The organism is Natronomonas moolapensis 8.8.11 (assembly GCF_000591055.1).
GTDB classification, from domain to species: Archaea; Halobacteriota; Halobacteria; order Halobacteriales; family Haloarculaceae; genus Natronomonas; species Natronomonas moolapensis.
Genome location: NC_020388.1, coordinates 149745 through 170812, shown reverse-complemented (window position 1 = coordinate 170812; position 21068 = coordinate 149745). Strand labels below are relative to the sequence as shown.

Genomic DNA, 21068 nt, shown 5'->3' with positions numbered 1-21068 from the left:
CGGCCTACGCGTAGCGTTCGAGTTCGGGGCGATCGAGCTCCTCTATGAGTTCCTCGGCGGTGTCGTCGAGGAGGGCGCGACCCTCGCCGCTTGCGGTTCGGCCGCGTTTTTCCGAGGTGTCGATGTAACCCGCGTCCTCGAGTTGTTGGAGCGCGGTTCGGATGACGTTCCCGGAGCCGTCGTGTTTGTGGTTCGGCCGGACGCGATACCGCGTCGTCCCATTGGCCGAATCACCGTAGGCACCCCGGAGTCGCTCGACGCCGACGGGACCGTCGACGGCGACTTTCCGGAGGAGACTCGCGGCGCGACGGCTCCAGAAGTCCTCCTGTTCGGGGGGCAACTCGCGGCCGGTGCCGGTCTTCGTGTACGCGAGCCACTCGGGCTCTTCGAGGTCGGATTCGAGCTTCTCGGCGACCGCCTCGATGAGGTCTTCGGCGGGTACGTCGTAAAACGTCGTCATTGGCTTTCGGTTTCCGTCGGGCGCGTTTAACCTTGTTGATGTCCGGCGGTCCCGGAGCGCCGCGGCCCGACGATGGGGGCGACGCCGGCCGCACCGATGGGCCTATTTTCTCGGGGCCTGATCCGCCTCTATGGACGAACAAGCGGCGCTGTCGCTCGTCGGCGGGGTCGTCCCTGGAACGGGCGACGACTGCGCCGTCGTCGACGACCTCGTCGCGACGACCGATATGCTCCACGAGACAAGTGACTTCCCCGACGGGACGACACGGTACACCGCCGGCTGGCGGGCGGTCGGCGCGTCGCTGTCGGACGTGGCCGCGATGGGGGCTTCGGCGACCGTGGCGCTCGCGGTCTACGGCGCACCGTCGTTCGGGGACTCGGAGCTCGAGTCGTTTCTGGCCGGCTGTCTCGACGTGTGCGCGGCCGTCGGCGCCGAGTACGTCGGCGGCGACCTCGACGAGCACAGTGAGTTCACCGTCTCGACGACCGCCATCGGCCGGAGCGACGACCCCGTCTATCGGTCGGGGGCGGCGCCCGGCGACGCCGTCTGCGTGACCGGAGCCTTCGGTCGCAGCGGGGCCGCCCTGCGGTTCTTCGAGGATGGGGCCACAGAACGTGGGAACGACTTGTTCCGGTTCGACCCCCGCGTCGCGACCGGGCGGGCGCTCGCGCCGCACGCGAGCGCGATGATGGACTCGAGCGACGGGCTGGCGCGGTCGCTGCACCAACTCGCCGCGGCGAGCGACTGTGGGATGTCGGTCTCGTACGACGACGTCCCGGTCGATCCGGCCGTCCGCGGGGCGGCCGACTCCCCCGCCGACGAGCGCGAGTTGGCGGTCCACTTCGGCGAGGACTTCGAGCTCGTCTGTGCGATCCCCGAGGCGTCGGTTTCGGCCGCCGTCGAGGCGGCTCCGGTCGAGGTGACTCGGATCGGAACCGTCACCGACGAAGGCGTCCGGATGGACGGGGAGCCGCTGCCCGACCGCGGGTTCACACACGGGTAGACGCGGCGGCCGCGCGGACACCGCTGGCGTCCCCTCGCGGTCACGCCCCGACGAGTTCGATCGGGACCGGGGTGAAACAAAGCGCCCCGAGGAGAAGTGTCAGGATCCCGAGTGCCTTCCGTTTCGGATCCAGCGGTTCATCGAAGATGGGCGTTACGGGACCTACGTAGGCCAAAAACAGCGAGATAAGCCCCCAAAAGCCCCACAACACCGGGGCGTTGTAGCTCACGTCGGCGAAGACGGCCAGGTACGCGGCCAGCCCGAACAGGGCCGCAGGGACGAACGACCCGACCGTCTCGGCGCGCTCGCCGAGCAGCGACCGGACGACGTGGCCGCCGTCGAGTTGGCCCACCGGGATGAGGTTGAGAAACGTCACAAAGAGGCCGACCCACGCGCCGAAGACGACCGGGTTGGCGACGAGCCCGGGGTCCTCGTAAGTGAGTTGGCCCCCGGTGGCCCATGCCATAAACTCGAGCAGGGGTGGATAGCCCAACGCGAGTTGTATCGACCCCTCGCTCTCGAGGACGGACGCCGGCACCTGGACCGGATCGAGATGGAGGCCGACCGTCGCGACGCAGACCGTCGCGACGAGGCCGGCGAGCGGTCCCGAAACGCCGATATCGAACAGCGCCTCCCGGTCGGGGATGCGACCACGCATCGAGATCACCGCCCCGAACGTGCCGATGAAACTCGGTACCGGGATGAAATAGGGGAGGCTCGCCTCGACCCCGTGGTACCGCGAGAGGGCGTAGTGTCCCAGTTCGTGGACTGCGAGCACGCCGAGGACCGCCACGGCGAAGGGCCACCCGGCGAGGAGGTCGAGCGGCCCGTCGATCGGCTGGTAGTACCAGATCGTCCCGGCGTACAGCGTCGTCAGTATCGTCGCAAAGAGCATGACGATGTTCGTCCACGGGATCCCGTCGACGCCGATCCGGCGGGGTTCGGCGACGAGCGCGCGGTGCTGCTCGCCGATTTCGACGCCGGTTATGGGGTCGGCCTCGCTTCGGGTGACCGTGTCGAAACGGACCTCGTAGCCGCGCTCGCGGAACAGCGGCCACACCTGGCGTTCGAGCCGCCGGGCGTCGGTCTGCGGCTGGCCGTAGTAGACGATCCGGCCGTCCTCCCGGACGTCGACCTCGGCCGTCCGGAACGCCGGGAGCAGCGACTCCGGCGGCGGTCCGGCGTGGCTCGCCGACCGGTTGGCGGGGGGCATCGTGGGAAGAAACGCGTCTTGTGAAAATAAAACCCGTGCCAGCGACCGGGGCTGCTGGTACGGCCGTACTTATATTGGAGGACCGGGCGAGGCCGATGTCGGGCCGACGCGGATCGACTTACCGGGGCGAGGCCGATGTCGGGCCGACGCGGATCGACTTACCGGGGCGAGGCCGATGTCGGGCCGACGCGGATCGACTTACCGGGGCGAGGCCGACGTCGGGCCGACGCGGATCGACTTACCGGGGCGAGGCCGACGTCGGGCCGACGCGGATCGACTTACCGGGGCGAGGCCGGTGTGGGACCGTACACCGGTCCCGTTCGGGTCACGCTGGGGTAACGCGCCACGTGGTCGCGGAGGTGTAGGACCACTTTTCGATCTCGAGTTCCGCCGCCGATTCGCGGAGTTTCACCATCAGCGCGCCGATCTCCTTCGGGGAGAGCTCCACGTCGTCGGCGATGAACTTGCTCTTTATATACACCTCGCCGTCCTCGGCCCGCTGGCTCAGATACCGGCGAAGCCGCGTTTCCTTGCTCTCCGTCGTGGAGTCCGTTGTAGCGCTCATATCAGACACTTCGTTCCGTTCTTGCTGCCGAGCGGGTATATAAAGGGGCGAAGCTTCGGATGCCTTCGGTTCGATTCGGAGCAGAGATCGTAAAATGATACGTTTCACGGTGTGCTTAGAAGCGATCAAACGTTTTATTACTCTTTTTTACTTTTTCTTTCCGTGAAAAGAGCCGAGCATATATTAATATATCTCGCTCGGTATCCAGCGAATAAAACGGGATTCGGAGCGAAAAACGTTCCGCGAAGGGGAGCGTCGCTCCGGGTGCCCCCGGCGAGCGGTGGCTCTCGTCGCCCGTCGCGGGCGGTCACTCCCGCTGGTGGACCCAGAACGTCTCCTCGTCGGTCACTTCCTTTTTGAACAACGGGACCTCCTCTTTCAACCGGTCGATGCCGTCCTCGACCGCCCGGAACGCCTCCCGGCGGTGGCCGGCCAACACGACGACGAAAACGATGTCCTCGCCGTCCGGAACCCGACCCGTCCGGTGGTGGAGCCGGACGTCCAAGATTCCATCGCGCTCTTCGAGTTCCGCCTCGATCGCGTCCATCCGGCGCTCGGCGACCCCGTCGTACTTTTCGAACTCGAGGTAGTGGGTCCGCTCGTCGTCCTCGTCCTCTTTGGCACGGACGCGGCCGGTGAACGTAGCGATCGCGCCGGAGTACGTCGCCTCCTCGGACCGCTTCACCGCCGCGACCAGCGACTCGAGCGTCTCGTAGGGCTCTGTCGCCTCGATCGCCTCGACCGCGGCGGCCGCGTCGAGGCCTTCGATCCCCCCGGTGTCGACGAGCGGTCCCTCGACTGTTTCGTCCGTGTCGCCGACGACGAGCGCCGGCAGCCGCGCGCCGGGCGCGCCGAGGACGAACGCGAAGTCGTGATCTGGCGCGAGCCGGTCGATCGCGTCCCGGATCGAAAGCCCCTCGCCGCTCGCGCGCCAGCCGTCGTCGACGACGTACTCCGTCGCGGCGCGGGACAGCGTCTTTCCCCCGTCGGCTGCGGTCTCCGTCGCTTTTCGGACGATCCCGACCCGACCCTCGGCCGCGTCCGCGAGCCGCGGCGCCGCGGCGTCGGCGTCCGAGCCGAGCAGTGAAGCCGTGTGCATACGCCCTCTGTTCGGCCGCGGGCGCTTGTAGGTGTCGGAGGGGTTGACAACTCTTAAGAGCGAAACAGAGCAACCGTTCGGTAATGAGAGTCATCCTTTCTATCGGCGGGAGCGTCCTCGCTCCCGACCTCGAGGCCGACCGTGTCGACGCCCACGCGGACGTCCTCGATGGGTTGGTCTCCGAGGGCCACGAGGTCGCGGCCGTCGTCGGCGGCGGCGGGGTCGCGCGTCGCTACATCCGAACCGCCCGCGACCTCGGGGCGACCGAGTACGACCTCGACGCCCTCGGGATCGACGTGACGCGGCTGAACGCCCGGCTCCTGATCGCCGCTCTCGAGAGCTCCGCGACGCCGGAACCGGCCGAGTCCCACGAAGCCGCCAGAGCCTCCCTCCGCCGCGGGGAGGTCGCCGTGATGGGCGGGACGATCCCCGGCCACACGACCGACGCCGTCGCCGCGCTGTTGGCCGAGATGGTCGGCGCGGACTTGCTCGTCTACGCCACGAGCGTCCCCGGTGTCTTTTCGGCCGATCCGAACGTCGATACGGGAGCCGAACGCTACGACGAGTTGAGCGCGGACGAGCTCGTCGACGTGATCTCCTCTATCGAGACCACAGCGGGGTCGAACGCGCCCGTCGACCTGCTCGCCGCGAAGATCATCGAACGCTCCGGGCTTCGGGCCGTCGTCCTGGACGGCTCCGAGCCCTCACGGGTCACCGACGCGGTCGCGGGCGACGCCGACGGGACGGAGGTCCGCCCGAATGAGTGAGCTCTACGACGTCGGGACCGGCGAGCACCGCGCCTTCTGGGCCGATTCGGTCGCCGACGAGATCGAATCGCGCGACCCGGACGATCCGATCGTGATCAAAGGCGGCGTCTCGCCCTCGGGCGTTCCGCATCTGGGTCATTTCAACGAGATTATGCGCGGTTACTTCGTCGCCGAGGCGCTCAGAGAGCGCGGCCACGAGGTCGAGCAGGTGTTCACCACCGACGACCGCGACCGCCTCCGGAAGCTCCCGCGCAAACTCGCCGACCTGGAGTGGAACGTCGTCGGCCTCGGCGAGGTCGACGCCGGGGCGCTCGGCCGGAACCTCGGCAAGCCCTACACCGACATCCCCGACCCGTTCGGCTGCTGTGGCTCCTACGGCGCGCACTTCACCGAACTGCTCGGTCGCTCGGCGGCGGCCGTCGGCGTGCCGATCGAGATGGTCTCTAACACCGAACTCTACGAGTCGGGGCGCTTCGACGACGCAGTCGAGGCGGTCCTCTCGAACCGCGACACCGCCCGGGCGGTCCTCTCCGAGTTTCAGGACAAAGTCGATGACGCCTACGTCCCGTTCTTCGCGCAGTGTTCGGCGTGCGGCCACCTCACCGAGGCGGTCACCGACGTCGACCTCGAGTCGCGGACCGTCGAGTACGTCTGTCGCGACGTCGAGACCGGCGACGACGTCATCGAGGGCTGCGGCCACGAGGGGACCGCGACCGTCCGGGAGGGCAAACTCCCGTGGCGTTTCGAGTGGCCCGCCCAATGGCAGACCCTCGACGTCGACTTCGAGCCGTTCGGCAAGGACCACGCCGAGGGGTCGTGGCCCTCGGGGGAGACGGTCGCCCGCGAGGTGTTCGGCTTCGAGCCGCCGGTGCCGATGGTCTACGAGTGGTTCACGCTCAACGGCGATGCGCTCTCGTCGTCGGCCGGCAACCTCATCACGGTCGCCGAAGTGCTCGATCTCCTCGAGGTCGAGGTCCTGCGGTACTTTTTCACGAAAAACCCGACGAAACAGCGGGACTTCGACGTCGGCCGCATCGACCGCCTCGTCGACGAGTTCGACCGCTTCGAGCGAGCCTACTTCGAGGGTGAAACCGACGGAATAACCGCCGACGAAGCCGAACTCGCCGCCCGCGCCTACCCGATGGTCGTCGACGACGCGACGACGCAGCCGATCCGGATCCCCTACACGTTCGCCGCTGTCCTCGGGATGACAGACGACCGCGACCTGCGCGTCACGATGGCCCGACGCTCGGGACACCTCCCCGAAGACGCGAGCGACGCCGCGGTCGATGCCGCGCTCGAGCGCGTCGAAAAAGCGCGCGCGTGGGCGGTCCGGACGGACAACGAGTTCAACTACCGCCTCGCGGAGACGCTCCCGGAGACGGAGTTCGACGCCGACACCGAGGCCGCTCTCGGGGCCCTCGCCGACGTCGTCGCGGACGAATCGCCCGACGAGGAGGCCCTCCAGGAAGCGATCTACGAGACGGCCCGCGATCACGACCTCGACGTCGGGGAGTTCTTTTCGGCTGGCTACCGGCTCTTTCTCGACGAGTCTGAGGGACCACGTCTCGGGCCGTTCCTCGCGGCGATGGACGACGCCTTCGTCGTCCGGCGGCTTCGATGCGAGAAATGACGCGACTGCGTCGGCGCGTGGCCCTCGGCGTCCCCGTGCCGGCGGTACCCCCGGTTTCGGAACGGGCCGCCCCGACGGAACGACTTTTCAGTAGCCGAGACCCTACGTGCATTCGATGAACACGCTGTCTTGGATTCTGGTCGGGATCCTCGTCTACACGGTCGGCGCGATGGCGCTCGATTCGCGCGGGCTGTTGCCGTCGTCGTTCAGGCTCTCCGGGCCGATCCTGACGATCCACACGAAACGCGGGCGGGCGTTCCTCGAGTGGCTCGCCTCGCCCAAGCGGCTCTGGCGCGCGTGGGGGAACCTGGGCGTCGGGGTCGCGCTCGTCATCATGGTTGGATCGTTCTTTGCGGTGTTGCTGTCGGCGGTCAGCACGATCTCACAGCCGCAGGCGGCCGGCTTCGTCCGCCCGCAGGACGCCCTCGTCATCCCCGGCGTCAACCAGTTTCTCCCGTGGGCGGCCGCGGTCGACATCGTCGTCGGCCTGCTCGTCGGCCTGGTGGTCCACGAGGGCGGCCACGGCCTGCTGTGTCGCGTCGAGGACATCGAGATCGAGTCGATGGGCGTGGCACTGCTGGCGTTCGTCCCGATGGGCGCGTTCGTCCAACCCGACGAGGAGAGCCAGGCGGCCGCCGACCGCGGCGGCCGGACGCGGATGTTCGCCGCCGGCGTGACCAACAACTTCCTCGTGACTGCGGTCTCGTTCGCGTTGCTTTTCGCCCTCGTCGCGAGCCTCGTCACCGTCGTTCCCGGCGTCGCGATCGGCGGCACCCTTCCCGGATCGGCGGCCGAGGAGGCCGGCATCGACCGCGGCGACGTGCTCGTGGGCGTCGACGGCCAGCCCGTCGACGGCGACGAGGAGTTCGGCGCGGCCCTTGCCGACGCCGGTCGGGAGGTCACCGTCGACCGCCGGGACGCCGACCCAGTCACGGTCGAGCGGAGCCTCATCGCCACCCGCGCGGTCGTCGACGGGCCGATCGGGACGGGCACCGAACTCACCCACGTCGACGGCGAGGCCGTCTACACCGAATCCGGGTTCGAGTCGGCGCTATCGGGGGTCGAAGTCGCCGAGTTGCGCCTCGCGGGCGACGACGAGGAGACGCGAACCGTCCGGTTCCCAGTCGGGACCTTCGTCAGCACGGTGTCGACAGAGCAGCCGCTCGGAGAGGCGGGCGCGCCAGACACGCCGCTCGTCGTCCACAGCATCGGCGGGGAGCCGACCCCCGATCCCGCGGCGCTGTCGGCCGTCCTCGAGGAAACCGATCCCGGGCAGACAGTCGAGGTCGTCACCTACCACGGCGACGGCGACGACCCCTGGAGCGGTGAGCGCAACGTCTACGCGGTCACGCTCGACGACCACCCCGAGGCGGATCACGGGTTCCTCGGCGTCGGTGGCATCCAGGCGGGGACGAGCGGCGTCGTCGTCGACGACTTCGGCATCGACACCTACCCCGCCGATCGGTACCACGCCATGCTCGGCGGGAACGGGCCGGGCGAGGCTCCCGTGACGTCGTTCGTGACGCGGACGTTCGGCGCGCTCGTGTTGCCCTTCCTGAACACCGTCGACCCGAACGTCGGATACAACTTCGCGGGTTTTAACGGCGCCGTGACGAACTTCTATGCGGTGTCGGGGCCGCTCGGCGCGGGCACCGTCTTTACGCTCGTGAACATCCTGTTTTGGACCGGGTGGGTCAACATCAACCTCGGTATCTTCAACTGCATCCCGTCGTACCCCCTCGACGGCGGCCACATCCTCAACGCCTGCGTCGAGACAACGGCCGCACGGCTGCCGGGCGAGGCCAGCGCGAGGGCCGTCGGCGCGGTGACGACGGCGATAAGCGCAACGATGATCCTGAGCCTGCTCGGGTTGCTCTTCGTCCCGTGGCTTCTGAGCTAGGCCTGTCGGGCGTCGGCTGTATTGATAATATATAAACGAGCGCCGCGAAAGCGTCGGGGGACCGAGTAGAAGCGTCACCGCCGACGCGACCGCGGAGGCATCACCGCCGCGACACGCGCCAGACCGCACGCGGGGAGTCGGACTCGAGCGAAATCCGGAGCCCGGGGGCCGAGCCGGATAGCGACCGGAGGTGTCGCTCGATTTCGGCGGGCGGGCGGCCGAGGTCGTCGGCGAGGCGGTCGCCGTTGACGTAGAGATCACCGTCGGTTCGCTCGCGTTCGGCCCGGAGGTACTCCGCGAGGCGTTTTGTGCCGTAGGAGCGGTAGGCCGACGCCGCGTTCGATTCCGCCACGGTCATCGACCCGGCGAGTGGCCGTGGCCGACCACGGCACAGACGACGTTCAGCGCCAACACACCGCCCAAGATCGCCGGGTACCGCCCCGCCGTGCCGGCGATGAGCGCGGCGACGACGAGGACCGGCAGGACCGTCGCGGTCCAAAAGGCGGCCGCGCGGACGCCGCGGACGGCCCGGTGGATCCAGGTGCCGGCGGTGTTTCGATCGTTCGTCACGGAGGGTGTCTGACGGGACTGGGTGGCGCTCGACATCGGTGATCTCCTCGCCCGCTTCTACGGGTTGCCACCCGTATATAAATGCCAGAGCCTTCGCGTCGATTCGGGACCGTTCGTCCGTTTTTCGTCGTTTGACTCCGGCAGTCGGATTCGAAACGACGTTTTCAAAACGGCGATGACGTTTTATTACTGTATTTAAACGATTATTTCTATGATCAAAAAGAAAATATATAACCACCAGATCCGCCCCGATCCGATCGCGAAACGCCCCGCTTCGAGCGCGATATCGGTCTCCAGCGCTCGGTGCGCGGCGAGCGCCGGGGTCGGCTCGCGGTCCCGTTCGGCGTCTCCCCCGTCCCGTCGTGGTGCTCCAGCACACGCCTACCGGGCCCGGGGCGTCATTTCGTCCTACGCTGCGGGACGCTGAGACGACGCAAAACCCACATTACCCGTGCGTCCGAATCGGGTGTATGGACGGACGAAAGCCACCGGGCACCGAGGAAGGATGGTACGCGTTACACGACCTCCGTCGGATCGACTGGGACGGCTGGCGCGAGGCTACCGAACGCGACCGCGAGTCGGCCCTCGGGGAGGGGGTCGAGTACCTCCGCTCGCACGTCGATCTCGAGGACGCCGACGCGGGCGCCTCGGCGGTGTTCTCCGTCGTCGGCCACAAGGCCGACCTCATGATCCTGCACCTCCGGCCGACGATGGCGGCGCTCGACCGGGCCGAACGCCGCTTCGAGTCGACGGCCTTCGCCGGCTTCACCGAACGGGCGAGTTCCTACGTGTCCGTGACCGAGGTTTCGGGGTACATGCACGAGGAGTTGGTCGAGGGGATCGAGGACATCGAGGACGCGGGGATGCGAAACTACATGCAACAGCGCATCTATCCGGAGATGCCCGACGCCGAACACGTCTGTTTCTATCCGATGGACAAGCGCCGCGACCCCGAGTACAACTGGTACGACCTTCCCTTCGAGGAGCGCGCCGAACACATGTCCGCCCACGGCGACATCGGCCGCCAGTACGCGGGGAAAGTGAACCAGATCATCACCGGTAGCGTCGGCTTCGACGACTACGAGTGGGGCGTGACGCTGTTCGCCGACGACCCAACGGAGATCAAACACCTCCTCTACGAGATGCGGTTTCACCCCTCGTCCTCGAAGTTCGCGGAGTTCGGTCCTTTTTATATGGGCCGGCGGTTCCCGCCCGAGGACCTCCCGGCGCTTCTGGCCGGCGAGGCGGTTCCGACGGAGGGGTCGGACGCCGACGCCAGTCGGGCCGGAACCGACGACGCCGACGCGGGAAGCGACACCGAAGGTGGCTCCAGCGGCCGCCCCGACGTCGACGCCGCCCACGAAGTGATCGACCCCGACGAGTTCCGGGCCCGGCTCTCGCGGTTCGGTGTCGACGCCGACGGCTACGCCGACGCGGGCTACGGCCTTTTGTTCTCCGCCGAGGCCGACGCCGAGGATCTCGCCGAGGAGGTCGAGGGGCTTCGGGGGAACTTCGACCACTACGACACCCACGTCTCGACGGCGGTCCGGGCCGGTGACGGCGAAACGGTGGTCGTCTCGCTGTGGCGCAACGAGCGCGCCGCTGACACCGCTTCGGGCTTTCTGTCCGACCTCGACGGCGTCCGCGCCGGCGTGGGCGCACCGATCGAGTCCGACGTCGGCGGGAGCGAGGGCTCCGAGACGGATGACGCCGACACCCACGGCACCGACGACGACGACGACATCCGCGGGGAGCTCGGCGACAACGACATCTACGCCGGCCAACCGCACGGCGAGGACGTCTACGCGATGGTGCTGTACTCCGAGGCCGACCCCGGGACGCTCCGCGAGGAACTCGACACGTTGGCCGAGCGCTTCGAGCACTACGACACCCACGTCAAATCCGCCGTCTACGCCGACGAACACGGCGGCGACCGGACCGCGATCGTCTCGATCTGGGAGACCGAGGACGCCGCCGACACCGCGAGTGGCTTTCTCTCGGAGCTGCCGGGCATCGTCGCCCGCGCCGGCGCCGACGCGACTGAGGGCTTCGGCACGATGGGGATGTTCTACACCGTCAAGCCCGACTACCGCGAGGAGTTCGTCAACACCTTCGGGGACGTAACCGGGATGCTCGAAGGGATGGATGGCCACCTCGAGACCGACCTCATGACCAACCTCGGCGACGAGAACGACATGTTCATCGCCAGCCAGTGGGCGGGCCGCGAGGACGCGATGGCCTTTTTCCGATCGGAGGAGTTCCGCGAGACCGTCGAGTGGGGCCGGGAGGTCCTAGCCGACCGCCCGCGACACGTCTTCTTGGCGTAGTCCGTCGCTCGCCACACCGGGTTCGACGCCCCGGCACCGGCACCGTCACACCAACGACTCCCCGAGGACGATCACCGAGAGGTTGTTCGCGAACACCGTCAGTCCCGCCACCACGAGGAGTCCGAGCCAGGCCTCGATGCAGTACGCGAGGTAGCGGTCGTACGGTGGCCGTCCGCGCCGCAGCAGGCGGACGATGCCGGCGAACCCGAGCGCCCCCAGCACGACGACGGCCAGGTGGACACCGATCACAGTCGCTACTCCCCGTTCGAGCAACCACCTCATCGCGGGGTTGCTCTCGGCCGCCAGCCCGTACTTACTGGCTGCCCCGGCGGTCGTCAGCAGGTCGACAGCCAGTAACAAAAAGAGCGCGACGGCGAACCAACTCCAGTACTCCTCGATCAGTGCTTCGGTTTCCTCGGACCGACGCCTCATTGCTCCCCGTTGGGCCCGGCCCTGCATATCGGTTCCTGTCGGACCCGGCCCGCCTCCTGCCGGTTATAATGTACCCTTCGTGCTCGGCGTATCGCCGCGGCGGTCGTCGATCCGGGTCGCGTCGTCCAGCGCCCGCGCCAACGACTTAAAAAGCGCCTCGACCTCGTGGTGGGCGTTCTCGCCGTCGACTTCGACGTGTAGCGTCAGTCCCGCGTTGAGCGCCAGCGACTCCGCGAAGTGTCTGGCCATGTCGCTCGTGAACGCCCCGACGGTCGGCTGGGAGAACTCCCCCCTAAAATAAAACCGGGGGCGCCCCGAGACGTCGACGACGACGCTCGCGACGGCCTCGTCGAGGGGGACCCGTCGATCGGCGTACCTGACGATGCCGCGCTTCTCGCCCAGCGCCTCCTCGAGGGCGTTTCCGAGCGTGATCGCGACGTCCTCGACGGTGTGGTGGTCGTCGATGTCCACGTCGCCGTCACAGCGGACGGTGAGATCGAAGAGGCCGTGTTTCGCGAACGCCTCGAGCATGTGATCGAAAAAGCCCACGCCCGTCTCGACCGTGCTGTCGCCATCGCCGTCGAGGTCGAGCGTCACCTCGATGTCCGTCTCGGCCGTCTCACGCGTGCGGGCCGCCGTGCGGGTCGTCATACCTATCAGTTCTCGCGCTCGCATATCAGTTGTTTGTCTGGCGGCACGGGAGAGATCCCCGGGCGCGAGGCGACCGCGGTTTCAAGTCCGCGGCGCGTCTCGACCCGGCATGGCAATCGAACAGACAGTCGGCGAGTCGCTTCGCGAACGCGACGCGACAGTCGCCGCCGCCGAGTCCTGCACCGGCGGACTCATCGGTTCGTTGCTCACCGACGTTCCGGGGGCGAGCGACTACTTCGATCGGTCCGTCGTCACGTACAGCTACGATGCCAAACTGGACCTGGGCGTCCCCCGCGAACGCCTCGACGCGGAAGGGGCGGTCAGCGAACCGGTGGCTCGGGCGATGGCCCGCGCGGTCCGGGACGCCGCCGGGGTGACGTGGGGCGTCGCGACGACCGGGATCGCCGGGCCGGAGGGCGGCAGCGACGACAAGCCCGTCGGGACCGTCTACATCGGTGTCGCGCATGCTGGCGGATGGGGCAGCGGCGAGTCGTGGTGTCGGGTCGAGCGGTACGTCTTCGACGGGACCCGAACCGAGATCAAACGCCAGATCGCCGAGCGGGCACTCGAGGACCTCCGTGAGGCCGTCGAGGCGACGTAGCCTTTTAATTACTTTTCAGCTACCCGCGAAGCCATCGAGCGAACACCCTTTTATTATGGCGGCTGTCCGAACGGTATGAACAAGGAAGGCCACGTTCTCAACGCCGCGCTCTTGGGGATCGGGCTGGGATTCGTCGTTGAGCCGTCCGGGACCGTCGAAACCCTTCGGACCGTGGTCGCCGTGACGGTCCCGGTAACGCTCGGGGCGCTGTTTCCGGACGCCGACACCGCCGTCGGCAAACACCGCAAGACGCTGCACAACCTCCCGGTGTTGGGGCTCTTCGCCGCCTTCCCGTTCGTTTTCGGGAACCTCGACTACGTCTGGATCGGGGTCTTCACCCATTACGTCCTCGATTACCTCGGCAGCCGCCGAGGGATCGCGCTGTTGTACCCGCTGTCGAGCCAGGAGCATGGCTTTCCCTCTGGCGTGACGACGTCGAGTCGGTTCGCCAACGCCGTCACGATCGTCGTTACGGCGGTCGAGCTCGCCGTCGCGACCGCTATCGTCCACGTGCTTCCGAGGTACGTCGACCTCGGGTGGGCGTCACAGCTTTCGCTACCCGCCTAGGGCCGCCCGGGCCATCCTAGTAGACGCTCACGTCCGCAAACCGCCCGCCGTAGGCGATGTGGTCGGGGTGGGTCGGCTCCGTCCCGGATAAAAAGAGCCGATCGATCTTTCCCCAGCTGTTCTCATAAAACAGGTGCGTGAACTCGGCCCCACACCGGAGGCGATGTTCGAGTCCGTCCCGGCGGCGGACCGATCGCGGGACACCGTCCCTGAGCGCGGCGACGACGTCGGCGGCCGTCCCGAGAGCGCGGTCGAACTCGGTCCAGACCTCGCCGACGGTTCCCCGGAGGTGGGCGTACGAGGAGCCGAACGCTGGCATCTCGAACTCGGCGGCGAGTTCCCGCGACCGTCGGGTGTGGGTTTCGAGATGCTTCGGGTTGTACACTTCGAGGGCGTGGATCCGCTCGCGGTGGGCGCGGATGTCGTGTGCTTCGAGGCTGACGGTCGCGAACTCCGGATGCGGCGCGAGCACCGCCGCCTCTTGGCGTTCGAACTCCGCTATCGCCCCCTCGAGGGTGATGAAGTCCGGAACCGGATCGGAGAGTCCGACCGCGAGGACGTGCTTTCGGTTCCGCCAGTCGCCGGTGAACACCTCCCGCCCGGGGATGACGACAAAGTCCTCCTCGGAGAACCGTTCTGCGCGCGCACGGATGTCTGGGAGCCGAGTGAAGTGCGGCGCGTAGACGACCCCATCGAGGCCGCGGGCTTTCGCGCGCTCGACCACCCGTTCGTCGAGGACTTTTACGTGTGTGTCGAGGCGAAACCGACCCATGCTCAAGCTACCGGTTGCCGGGGCGTTATCGGTTCCGGTTTTCCACCCAACGGCGGTGTGCGTACGACGGTCGATATGCGCTCCGGCGGGCGCTAATACAACAGACGGCTCCAGCGGGAGCCCCTACCGTTCTTCGCTGTCGAGTACGCGGATCTGGTCGCCCCGAACCGTTACGGGGATCGGGACGGTCGCCTCGTATAGCTCGACTGTGACCTGGTCTTTGCCCTCGTCGATGCGTTGGACCTGCGCCTTCTCGCCTTTGAACGGGCCGGCGATCAACTCGACGATGTCGCCCTCGGCGATCCCCTCGACGTCGGGTTTCGGGCTGAGAAAGTGTTCGATCTCGCTGAACGGCGAGGGCCGTTCGGAGACCAGACTCCGGGCGTGGGGGATGTCCTCGAGCGCGCGGTCGATCGCCGCCGTACCGTCCGCCTCGACCATGACGTAACTGGTGAGCGAATCCGGCGCGAGCGCCGCGTGGATCCCGGGCTCCTCGCGGGTTATCAACATATCCGCGACGGTTCGTTCCTGGCTCGCGGTGGTCTTGACCGCGTAGATGGACATCACGGACCACCCGGAATGAACGTCATGATCGCGAAGATGGCGAACCCGATGAAACCGACGAGCAGAATGCCGAGCCCGGCGACGCCCGAGACCTTCGAGAACTCGTCCCACGAGGGCGTGCTCGCGAGCTTCAGCACGCGAACGTACGACGTGAGATCCGTTGGGGTGTTCATGGCCCTTCGTTTCGTCTCCGGGGTTTTTTAGTTGTTGATCCGGCGTGCCGCCCCGACGCGGGCCGGCTCCCCCACCCGGCGGGTGAAACGGAAGCGTCACTCGACGAAGTCGATGTCGTCGCCCGCCGCAACCGCCCGCTCCTGTTCGGCTTCGCTCTTGCCGTAAATCTGGGGGCTATCGACGCCCGTGACGACGATCATCGTCTCCATCTTGCCGTCGAACTCGGGGTCGACGGACGCGCCCCAGATGATGCGGGCGTCGGGATCGATTCGGTCGTAGATCTCCTCGACGACGCCTTCGGCCTCCTCGATGGACATGTCGGGACCGCCGACCACGTTGACAAGCGCGCTCTGGGCGCCGTCGAACTCGACGTCGAGCAGCGGCGACCGAAGCGCCGACCGGATCGAATCCTGGGCCTTGTTCTCCGAGTCGGACTCGCCGAGGCCGATCATCGCGACGCCGCCGTTCTCCATGATTGTCTTCACGTCGGCGAAGTCGACGTTGACCAGCCCAGGCTTCGTGATGAGTTCGGTCATCCCCTTCACCGAGCGCATGAGTACCCGGTCACAGATCTTGAACGCGTCCTGCAGCGGCATGTTGGGAGCGTAATCGAGCAGCCGGTCGTTCGGAATGACGATGACGGTGTCGGCGACGGCCCGGAGGCGCTCCAGCCCGGCGTCGGCGTTCGCCCGGCGGCGTTCGCCCTCCGCGGTGAAAGGGATCGTCACGATAGCGATGGTGAGCGCACCCTGGTCTTGGGCGGCCTGTGCGACGACCGGGGCCGACCCGGTCCCCGTCCCACCCCCGAGACCCGCGGTAATGAACACCATGTCCGAGTCGTCGATGGAGTTGTTGATGTCCTCTAGGTTCTCCTGGGCGGCCTCCTCGCCGATCTTCGGCACCGAGCCCGCGCCGCGGCCCCCGGTTCGCTGACGACCGATGAGGATTTTTTCGTCGGCGTCGACCTCGGTCGCGAGGTGCTGGGCGTCGGTGTTCGCCGCGACCAACTTCGCGCCGTGGATGCCCGCCTCGGACATTCGGGTGACGGTGTTGCCGCCCGCGCCGCCGCAGCCGACGACGGTGATCTTCGTCTCGAGGTCCTTGACGACGCTCGCGAGCTCCTCGTCGGTCATCGTTCCCGATCCCGTGCCCTCGGACGCCGCGTCCGAATCGGACGCATCGGCCCCGTCTCCTTCGGCCTCGTCGATTGCGTCCTCGATAATTGAATCCATTATTTGCCGATGTCGCGTACGCGCATAAAGTATTTTTCCCCGGCGTCTGACACACGTCAGATGCCTCGACAGGGCTCGGAGGACCGCCGGGGCGAACAAAATCATAAATCAAATATCGCGATACCAAATCGTACTCGTAGCGCTGCGAATGCGGGTGTCGGCGTGTATGGAGACCTCGACAGGAGCAGGTCGGTCGAGATCGTCGTTCGGGAGCTGAAGTGATCAAGACACTCAGCGTGGCAGCCCCCATCCAGCGCTGTCGGAGTGAACTGAAAACGAGTCTAAAACCGAGTAAGCACTCATAACTGGTGAGAGCTACCGACGATCGTGAGTGAAATCCTGTTGTGTTTGTCTAGTCGGAGCGACGCCAGTAGAGTGCCCCCAGTATGACAGCGACCAGAGCCACCAATCCGAGCAGGGCGAACGACAGAGTTCCCCGTGCGTTCGCAGCTTCACCAGTGTCCGCGTCGTCAGGACCGGACGGTGGGACAGCACTCGAACTGGCGAGTTCGGTCCCGTCCTCGTCGAGTTCGACGGATCCGATCTCGAAGTCGTAGGTGCGGATAATTCCACCGTCGTCCGCTCTCGTGGCGATATTCGAGGCCGACTCGTGGGTGCCGGGCTCCTCGAGGATCTCGCTGTGGGTCACGTTCACCCGTTCTGTGCCCGGAACCACGACGTCACGTTCTTCGACGACCTCACCGTCGATGACGAACCGGACGTCGGTCCGCTGGTCGTCCGTGGATGGATTGTCCAGCGTGACGATGCTCGTCGCGTTCACGCTGTTTGCGGGGGCGGTTACTAGCTGCACGTCCACGATATCGACTGCGTGAAACTCGGAAGGTTCGACCCACTCTTCGTCCCCACTCGTTTCACCGCTTGGCTCCCGTGGGCCACTGGTCTCATCGCCACCGTCTTCCACCCCGTCATCGCCGCTGTCCCCGTCGTCACCGCCGTTATCGGGGGTATCTCCCTCGTCCCCGACATCACTGGCGCTATCCCCGTCGTCACTACTGTCACCGCCGTTATCGGGGGTATCTCCTTCGTCCCCGACGTCACTGGCGCTATCCCCGTCGTCATCACTGCCACCGGAAGACTGCGTCGACGTATCCTCCAGTCGTACCTCGTGGTTGCCACTCGGCAGCGACATAAACGAGACATCGCCATTGCTGTCGACATCGGCGCTGTCGAGTACGGTGTCCGTGGACGGATCAATTGCCTCGACTGTCCTTCCCTCTGGCAGTCCGGTTTCTCGCACCGTCAGGCTGGCCGAACTCTCGGCGTCGTAGGTGAGGTCGGAGTCCGAATTTGACGCGTCGTAGTTGGCGCTGGCGAAATCAAGCGAATTGAACTCGCTTGTCACCACGATGGCCTGTTTGTCGTCGGGATCGACCGTGATATCCGAGCCCGCGGTGATATCCGAGAGTTTGGTCTGGCTCCCCTGGCGCTGGTCGAGGGTCATCAAGGCGGTTCCGTCCGCAGACAGCGTAATCCCCGGAAGATCGAGTGTATTAGCGTCCGGGAAGGCTTCCTCGTTTCTGGGGGCATCGCCGCCGCTTGCGTCTTCGACCTCCAGGCCGGAGTCGGTGACATAGTGGACGCCGGTGTTGGCATTGGCGGTGCCGACGGGCGCGAACCCGAGAGAGGCCACAACCGCTGACAGTACCAGCAGTGCGACCAGTAGTGTCGCAAGCAGACCGGTGCCCTGACGGGCTGGTGATGAGTTACTCATTGTTCTCCTGTTGCGTTGTGGCGACGGTCCCACACTCAGCATCTGTCGTCGCCTCCTGAATGCCGTTACTGTTGGTGTCGTCCTCGACACCACTCAGGCGGTTCCACAGTTGGTCGTTCGAAGTCGCTAAGGCCTCGATGCGCCGGTCTTTGTTGACCAGGTCGCCCTCTAGCTGGTCGACGCGCTCGCGCTGGTGGCTAATGCGCGTTTCGGCGTCTTTCAGGGTCGCCGCCAGTTCGTCGATGCGGGCGGTCCTGTCAGCGAGCGTGGCGCGTAACTCCGCAACCGTGGGTTCTGCATCGCCGTCAGTCATCGATACCTCCGGGCTGGTCTGGAACCTCTGGTGGGTCGACGCCCTCGGGGTCGACCTGAATCTGGTCGCGATTGTCCCACATTGCGTTGATGATGCCCATCCCCTGTGCGGTGAGGTTCTGACTCAGGTTCGCGCCGACGAGTTCCGCGACGGTTTCGTGGCCGAACGCCTCGACCAGTCGTTCGTACATCATCTCGCGCGGTTCGTCGAACTCCGCCGGGTCGATTTCGACGGTGAGCGTGATGGGGTCAGTGTCGTCAGTCATCGGCGACTCCCTGCTGGCTGGCCGTCGCGTCGATGCCGAGTTCCGCCTCGACGGCCGCTAGTCGGTCTTCGAGGTCGGCGTTGCGCTCCCGTAGCTGTTCGTTCTCGGCTTCGAGGTTCTCGATATGGCCCTGCTGTTCTTGTGTCGCCTCGATGAGCAGCGGAGTCAACTGTCTGTAGGCGAGGTTCAGGTAGCCGTCCTCGTCCTCCGAGACTGCTTCGGGGAGGACGCGCTGGACCGACTGGGCGATGACACCCGCTTCGCGGTCGTCCGGCGTGTCCTCATCCTCCCAAGAGTAGGTCGCCGCTTCGAGTTCGCACAGTTTTGCGACGGCGTCCTGAATTGGCTCGATGGCGGTTTTGAGACGACGGTCGGAGGTGTTGGTGACGCTCCCCGACTCTTTCATATCGAGATCGCCGTTGTGGATATCGACCGTGCCGCCGTCGTTGACAGTGAAAAGAGGTGTATCATTATTCGCGTCCCTGACGCGGAACGCGTCATCGTTTAGAGCGTCCCGAGCCCACTTGATCTCCTCTGAGCTGCCTTTGTCGGGGAAGATAAAGGAGACTTGACCATCTTCCCCATCTCCGTCAGCATCGACCTGGGCTTTGAAATCGGTCCCCGGTTCGGACGTACATTCGATGTTGTTGCCTTTGAGGTCGAGATGGCCGTTCTCGATGTCGACGTTGTTGCTCTCCCCCGGGTCGAGTGTGAGGTCGCCTTTATCGTTGGTTGTGACCGTCAGCCCGCCCGTTGTGTTCTGGACGGTGCCGCCCTGGGCGTCGAAGTTCCCACTGGCTGTAAGATTCCCACTATCGTCAACATAGGCGTGACTCGTGTTGTCGCCGCTGGTGACGAAGCGCACACCGCCTTTGGCTTTCACGCTGAAGGTCTCTGCGCCCGAGGGGCCACTCGAAATGCCGCTCGTTGTCGAGGAAGAGAACTTGTCGCTCAGACTCGAACTTCCCTCCGACTCGGTGGCTCCACTGCCGTCGTTCCATGTGAAGGCGTTTGCGTCTTCGGCCCTGGCATACCGACCCGCAGCAAACGAATGGTCGCCGACTGCATCGTTTTGGTTGCCACCAGGAACGGTCGCATCATTTCCCCCGGCAGTGTTACTGTTCCCGCCGCTGACGGTCGAAGAGCTACCGCTGGCTTCGTTCTGGAACCCACCGCCGATGGTCGCATTGATTTTGGTGGCATCGTTTCTGCTCCCGCCGCCGACGGTCGATTGCGTGGCGCTGGCATTGTTACTTTGACCTCCGCCGACGGTCGAAGAGTTACCGCTAGCACTGTTTCCGGCACCACCGCCGACGGTCGCATAAATCGCGTTCGTCTCGTCGCTTCCGGTACTGCCGGCCTGATTGGCTAGCCCGCCGACGACGACGCTGTAGTTGTCCTCGACAGTGTTCTCGAAGGTGATACTGCCGGAGCTACCGTCGCTGCCACCACCGCCGATGACCGAGCCGACGGCCCCATTGTTCACCGCATTGTTTGGGTGACCAGCGACGACATTCCCGCCTGCCGTGTTGGTGCCGTCACTCGACGGCACACCCAGTTCCAGCGCGCGATCGCCCCCGTTTGTGTTGATGGTGACGCCGCTGCCCGAGAACGCCTGGATGGTGTCGATGCCTTCGATCTTGGTATCGCTGCTCTCGGACGGTTCGAGCCAGCTACCGCCCGAAGTGCCATCGGCCCACTTGCCGCCGCCTCCACCGCCCGAGGCGTTGAGATTCCCGGAGCCATCGATGGTCAGTCCCGACCCGGCGATGTTCGTCAGTGACGTGTCGCCGGTGACGCCGCCGTTGAGTTCATCTGTGTAGAGTGTGTTCAGCGGGTCGCTGCTCGTCCCAATCTTCCCCGACGCGTCCGCACTCGCCGAGCCCGCACCCAGTCCGAGCAGGCCAAGCGCTCCGGTCGCCGTCAGCACGCCCCGGCGGCCGACTGGCGTCGACAGTCCTTCGTCCGTTGTGGTCTCGTCTTCCGCCGGAGTCTCCTGGTCCACGCTTTCGGACGCGTCCGCGCTGTCTGTCTCTTGGTGCGCCTCTAGCTCCTCGATAGTCTGCTGTTGGTGTTCGACCAAGGATTCGAGCCGTTGCACTTTCGCTCGGAGACTCTCGTCCTCGGTGTCCTGTTCGTCCGTGCCCTGTTCGTTTGGTTGCCGAGTGGTGTCGTCTGTCATTGGTACCGTCCATCTCGCGTCGGTCGACCGTTCGTGGCGGGTGATG

At 66.1% G+C, this 21068-nt stretch carries 23 protein-coding genes; 7 read left to right on the top strand and 16 right to left on the bottom strand.

The features are described 5' to 3' along the window. Positions 1–4: 4 nt before the first annotated feature. Positions 5–460, bottom strand: coding sequence for a 30S ribosomal protein S19e (locus tag NMLP_RS00855; protein WP_015408230.1), 456 nt, complete (start codon positions 458–460; stop codon positions 5–7). Positions 461–590: 130 nt separating this feature from the next. Between NMLP_RS00855 and thiL the strand changes: the two genes are divergently transcribed. Continuing rightward, entirely contained in the window at positions 591–1463 is an 873-nt protein-coding gene (gene thiL, locus NMLP_RS00850; protein ID WP_015408229.1) for a thiamine-phosphate kinase, read from the top strand. A gap of 40 nt (positions 1464–1503) precedes the next feature. On the opposite strand, the gene NMLP_RS00845 is transcribed toward thiL, so the two are convergent. The 3 genes from NMLP_RS00845 to NMLP_RS00835 all read right to left on the bottom strand — a co-directional run bounded on the left by NMLP_RS00845 (position 1504) and on the right by NMLP_RS00835 (position 4340). After that, complete coding sequence (locus NMLP_RS00845; RefSeq protein WP_015408228.1) at positions 1504–2676, bottom strand: site-2 protease family protein; 1173 nt, start codon at positions 2674–2676, stop codon at positions 1504–1506. A 325-nt stretch (positions 2677–3001) separates the two neighbouring features. Further along, positions 3002–3241, bottom strand: a complete 240-nt coding sequence (locus NMLP_RS00840) for a DUF7123 family protein (protein WP_015408227.1) — start codon at positions 3239–3241, stop codon at positions 3002–3004. Between the two features lie 307 nt (positions 3242–3548). After that, a complete protein-coding gene (locus NMLP_RS00835; protein WP_015408226.1) occupies positions 3549–4340 on the bottom strand; it encodes a molybdopterin synthase in 792 nt (263 codons plus the stop codon). An 83-nt stretch (positions 4341–4423) separates the two neighbouring features. Between NMLP_RS00835 and pyrH the strand changes: the two genes are divergently transcribed. The 3 genes from pyrH (at position 4424) to NMLP_RS00820 (ending at position 8640) form a co-directional block, all read left to right on the top strand. Next, a complete protein-coding gene (pyrH, locus tag NMLP_RS00830; RefSeq protein ID WP_015408225.1) occupies positions 4424–5107 on the top strand; it encodes a UMP kinase in 684 nt (227 codons plus the stop codon). After that, the gene (lysS, locus tag NMLP_RS00825; protein ID WP_015408224.1) at positions 5100–6740 is read left to right on the top strand and encodes a lysine--tRNA ligase; all 1641 of its coding nucleotides are present in this window, start codon (positions 5100–5102) and stop codon (positions 6738–6740) included. Before pyrH ends, lysS begins: the two co-directional genes overlap by 8 nt. 115 nt (positions 6741–6855) lie before the next feature. Next, a complete protein-coding gene (locus tag NMLP_RS00820) occupies positions 6856–8640 on the top strand; it encodes a site-2 protease family protein (protein ID WP_015408223.1) in 1785 nt (594 codons plus the stop codon). Positions 8641–8740: 100 nt separating this feature from the next. Here NMLP_RS00820 and NMLP_RS00815 read toward each other — a convergent pair whose 3' ends face one another. Together NMLP_RS00815 and NMLP_RS00810 are read right to left on the bottom strand one after the other, a co-directional pair. Beyond that, a complete protein-coding gene (locus tag NMLP_RS00815) occupies positions 8741–8998 on the bottom strand; it encodes a hypothetical protein (protein WP_015408222.1) in 258 nt (85 codons plus the stop codon). Then, positions 8995–9246, bottom strand: coding sequence for a hypothetical protein (locus tag NMLP_RS00810; RefSeq protein ID WP_015408221.1), 252 nt, complete (start codon positions 9244–9246; stop codon positions 8995–8997). The genes NMLP_RS00815 and NMLP_RS00810 overlap by 4 nt, the downstream gene beginning before the upstream one ends. A 434-nt stretch (positions 9247–9680) precedes the next feature. On the opposite strand from NMLP_RS00810, the gene NMLP_RS00805 reads away from it, so the two are divergent. Next, complete coding sequence (locus NMLP_RS00805) at positions 9681–11537, top strand: heme-binding protein (RefSeq protein ID WP_015408220.1); 1857 nt, start codon at positions 9681–9683, stop codon at positions 11535–11537. Positions 11538–11582: 45 nt separating this feature from the next. On the opposite strand, the gene NMLP_RS00800 is transcribed toward NMLP_RS00805, so the two are convergent. Beyond that, positions 11583–11969 carry a hypothetical protein gene (locus NMLP_RS00800; protein WP_015408219.1) on the bottom strand — a complete coding sequence of 129 codons (387 nt, stop codon included), beginning with the start codon at positions 11967–11969 and terminating at the stop codon, positions 11583–11585. A gap of 63 nt (positions 11970–12032) precedes the next feature. Then, complete coding sequence (hisB, locus tag NMLP_RS00795) at positions 12033–12620, bottom strand: imidazoleglycerol-phosphate dehydratase HisB (RefSeq protein WP_015408218.1); 588 nt, start codon at positions 12618–12620, stop codon at positions 12033–12035. 109 nt (positions 12621–12729) lie between these two features. Here hisB and NMLP_RS00790 point away from each other — a divergent pair, with 109 nt between their 5' ends. Further along, on the top strand, positions 12730–13221 hold the full coding sequence (locus NMLP_RS00790; protein ID WP_015408217.1) for a CinA family protein: 492 nt from the start codon (positions 12730–12732) through the stop codon (positions 13219–13221). A gap of 75 nt (positions 13222–13296) precedes the next feature. Continuing rightward, a complete protein-coding gene (locus tag NMLP_RS00785) occupies positions 13297–13788 on the top strand; it encodes a metal-dependent hydrolase (protein WP_015408216.1) in 492 nt (163 codons plus the stop codon). A 16-nt stretch (positions 13789–13804) separates the two neighbouring features. Here NMLP_RS00785 and NMLP_RS00780 read toward each other — a convergent pair whose 3' ends face one another. From NMLP_RS00780 to NMLP_RS00745, 8 genes are all read right to left on the bottom strand, one after another. Further along, positions 13805–14560, bottom strand: coding sequence for a PHP-associated domain-containing protein (locus tag NMLP_RS00780; RefSeq protein ID WP_015408215.1), 756 nt, complete (start codon positions 14558–14560; stop codon positions 13805–13807). A 123-nt stretch (positions 14561–14683) separates the two neighbouring features. After that, the gene (locus tag NMLP_RS00775) at positions 14684–15124 is read right to left on the bottom strand and encodes a transcription elongation factor Spt5 (protein WP_015408214.1); all 441 of its coding nucleotides are present in this window, start codon (positions 15122–15124) and stop codon (positions 14684–14686) included. After that, positions 15124–15297 carry a protein translocase SEC61 complex subunit gamma gene (locus NMLP_RS00770; protein ID WP_015408213.1) on the bottom strand — a complete coding sequence of 58 codons (174 nt, stop codon included), beginning with the start codon at positions 15295–15297 and terminating at the stop codon, positions 15124–15126. Before NMLP_RS00770 ends, NMLP_RS00775 begins: the two co-directional genes overlap by 1 nt. A 96-nt stretch (positions 15298–15393) precedes the next feature. Next, positions 15394–16530, bottom strand: coding sequence for a cell division protein FtsZ (gene ftsZ, locus NMLP_RS00765; protein ID WP_015408212.1), 1137 nt, complete (start codon positions 16528–16530; stop codon positions 15394–15396). 352 nt (positions 16531–16882) lie between these two features. Beyond that, the gene (locus tag NMLP_RS00760) at positions 16883–18262 is read right to left on the bottom strand and encodes a hypothetical protein (RefSeq protein WP_015408211.1); all 1380 of its coding nucleotides are present in this window, start codon (positions 18260–18262) and stop codon (positions 16883–16885) included. Next, complete coding sequence (locus tag NMLP_RS00755; RefSeq protein ID WP_015408210.1) at positions 18255–18575, bottom strand: hypothetical protein; 321 nt, start codon at positions 18573–18575, stop codon at positions 18255–18257. The genes NMLP_RS00760 and NMLP_RS00755 overlap by 8 nt, the downstream gene beginning before the upstream one ends. Further along, positions 18568–18840 (bottom strand): hypothetical protein, encoded by a 273-nt coding sequence (locus NMLP_RS00750; RefSeq protein ID WP_015408209.1) that lies wholly within the window; start codon positions 18838–18840, stop codon positions 18568–18570. The genes NMLP_RS00755 and NMLP_RS00750 overlap by 8 nt, the downstream gene beginning before the upstream one ends. After that, a complete protein-coding gene (locus NMLP_RS00745; RefSeq protein ID WP_015408208.1) occupies positions 18833–21022 on the bottom strand; it encodes a tail fiber domain-containing protein in 2190 nt (729 codons plus the stop codon). The genes NMLP_RS00750 and NMLP_RS00745 overlap by 8 nt, the downstream gene beginning before the upstream one ends. Between the last annotated feature and the right edge of the window lie 46 nt (positions 21023–21068).

Bases quoted from the DNA above. Each gene is read 5' to 3' on its own strand.
- NMLP_RS00855 (WP_015408230.1), bottom strand. From the start codon at position 460: ATGACGACGTTTTACGACGTACCCGCCGAAGACCTCATCGAGGCGGTC.
- thiL (WP_015408229.1), top strand. From the start codon at position 591: ATGGACGAACAAGCGGCGCTGTCGCTCGTCGGCGGGGTCGTCCCTGGA.
- NMLP_RS00845 (WP_015408228.1), bottom strand. From the start codon at position 2,676: ATGCCCCCCGCCAACCGGTCGGCGAGCCACGCCGGACCGCCGCCGGAG.
- NMLP_RS00840 (WP_015408227.1), bottom strand. From the start codon at position 3,241: ATGAGCGCTACAACGGACTCCACGACGGAGAGCAAGGAAACGCGGCTT.
- NMLP_RS00835 (WP_015408226.1), bottom strand. From the start codon at position 4,340: ATGCACACGGCTTCACTGCTCGGCTCGGACGCCGACGCCGCGGCGCCG.
- pyrH (WP_015408225.1), top strand. From the start codon at position 4,424: ATGAGAGTCATCCTTTCTATCGGCGGGAGCGTCCTCGCTCCCGACCTC.
- lysS (WP_015408224.1), top strand. From the start codon at position 5,100: ATGAGTGAGCTCTACGACGTCGGGACCGGCGAGCACCGCGCCTTCTGG.
- NMLP_RS00820 (WP_015408223.1), top strand. From the start codon at position 6,856: ATGAACACGCTGTCTTGGATTCTGGTCGGGATCCTCGTCTACACGGTC.
- NMLP_RS00815 (WP_015408222.1), bottom strand. From the start codon at position 8,998: ATGACCGTGGCGGAATCGAACGCGGCGTCGGCCTACCGCTCCTACGGC.
- NMLP_RS00810 (WP_015408221.1), bottom strand. From the start codon at position 9,246: ATGTCGAGCGCCACCCAGTCCCGTCAGACACCCTCCGTGACGAACGAT.
- NMLP_RS00805 (WP_015408220.1), top strand. From the start codon at position 9,681: ATGGACGGACGAAAGCCACCGGGCACCGAGGAAGGATGGTACGCGTTA.
- NMLP_RS00800 (WP_015408219.1), bottom strand. From the start codon at position 11,969: ATGAGGCGTCGGTCCGAGGAAACCGAAGCACTGATCGAGGAGTACTGG.
- hisB (WP_015408218.1), bottom strand. From the start codon at position 12,620: ATGACGACCCGCACGGCGGCCCGCACGCGTGAGACGGCCGAGACGGAC.
- NMLP_RS00790 (WP_015408217.1), top strand. From the start codon at position 12,730: ATGGCAATCGAACAGACAGTCGGCGAGTCGCTTCGCGAACGCGACGCG.
- NMLP_RS00785 (WP_015408216.1), top strand. From the start codon at position 13,297: ATGAACAAGGAAGGCCACGTTCTCAACGCCGCGCTCTTGGGGATCGGG.
- NMLP_RS00780 (WP_015408215.1), bottom strand. From the start codon at position 14,560: ATGGGTCGGTTTCGCCTCGACACACACGTAAAAGTCCTCGACGAACGG.
- NMLP_RS00775 (WP_015408214.1), bottom strand. From the start codon at position 15,124: ATGTCCATCTACGCGGTCAAGACCACCGCGAGCCAGGAACGAACCGTC.
- NMLP_RS00770 (WP_015408213.1), bottom strand. From the start codon at position 15,297: ATGAACACCCCAACGGATCTCACGTCGTACGTTCGCGTGCTGAAGCTC.
- ftsZ (WP_015408212.1), bottom strand. From the start codon at position 16,530: ATGGATTCAATTATCGAGGACGCAATCGACGAGGCCGAAGGAGACGGG.
- NMLP_RS00760 (WP_015408211.1), bottom strand. From the start codon at position 18,262: ATGAGTAACTCATCACCAGCCCGTCAGGGCACCGGTCTGCTTGCGACA.
- NMLP_RS00755 (WP_015408210.1), bottom strand. From the start codon at position 18,575: ATGACTGACGGCGATGCAGAACCCACGGTTGCGGAGTTACGCGCCACG.
- NMLP_RS00750 (WP_015408209.1), bottom strand. From the start codon at position 18,840: ATGACTGACGACACTGACCCCATCACGCTCACCGTCGAAATCGACCCG.
- NMLP_RS00745 (WP_015408208.1), bottom strand. From the start codon at position 21,022: ATGACAGACGACACCACTCGGCAACCAAACGAACAGGGCACGGACGAA.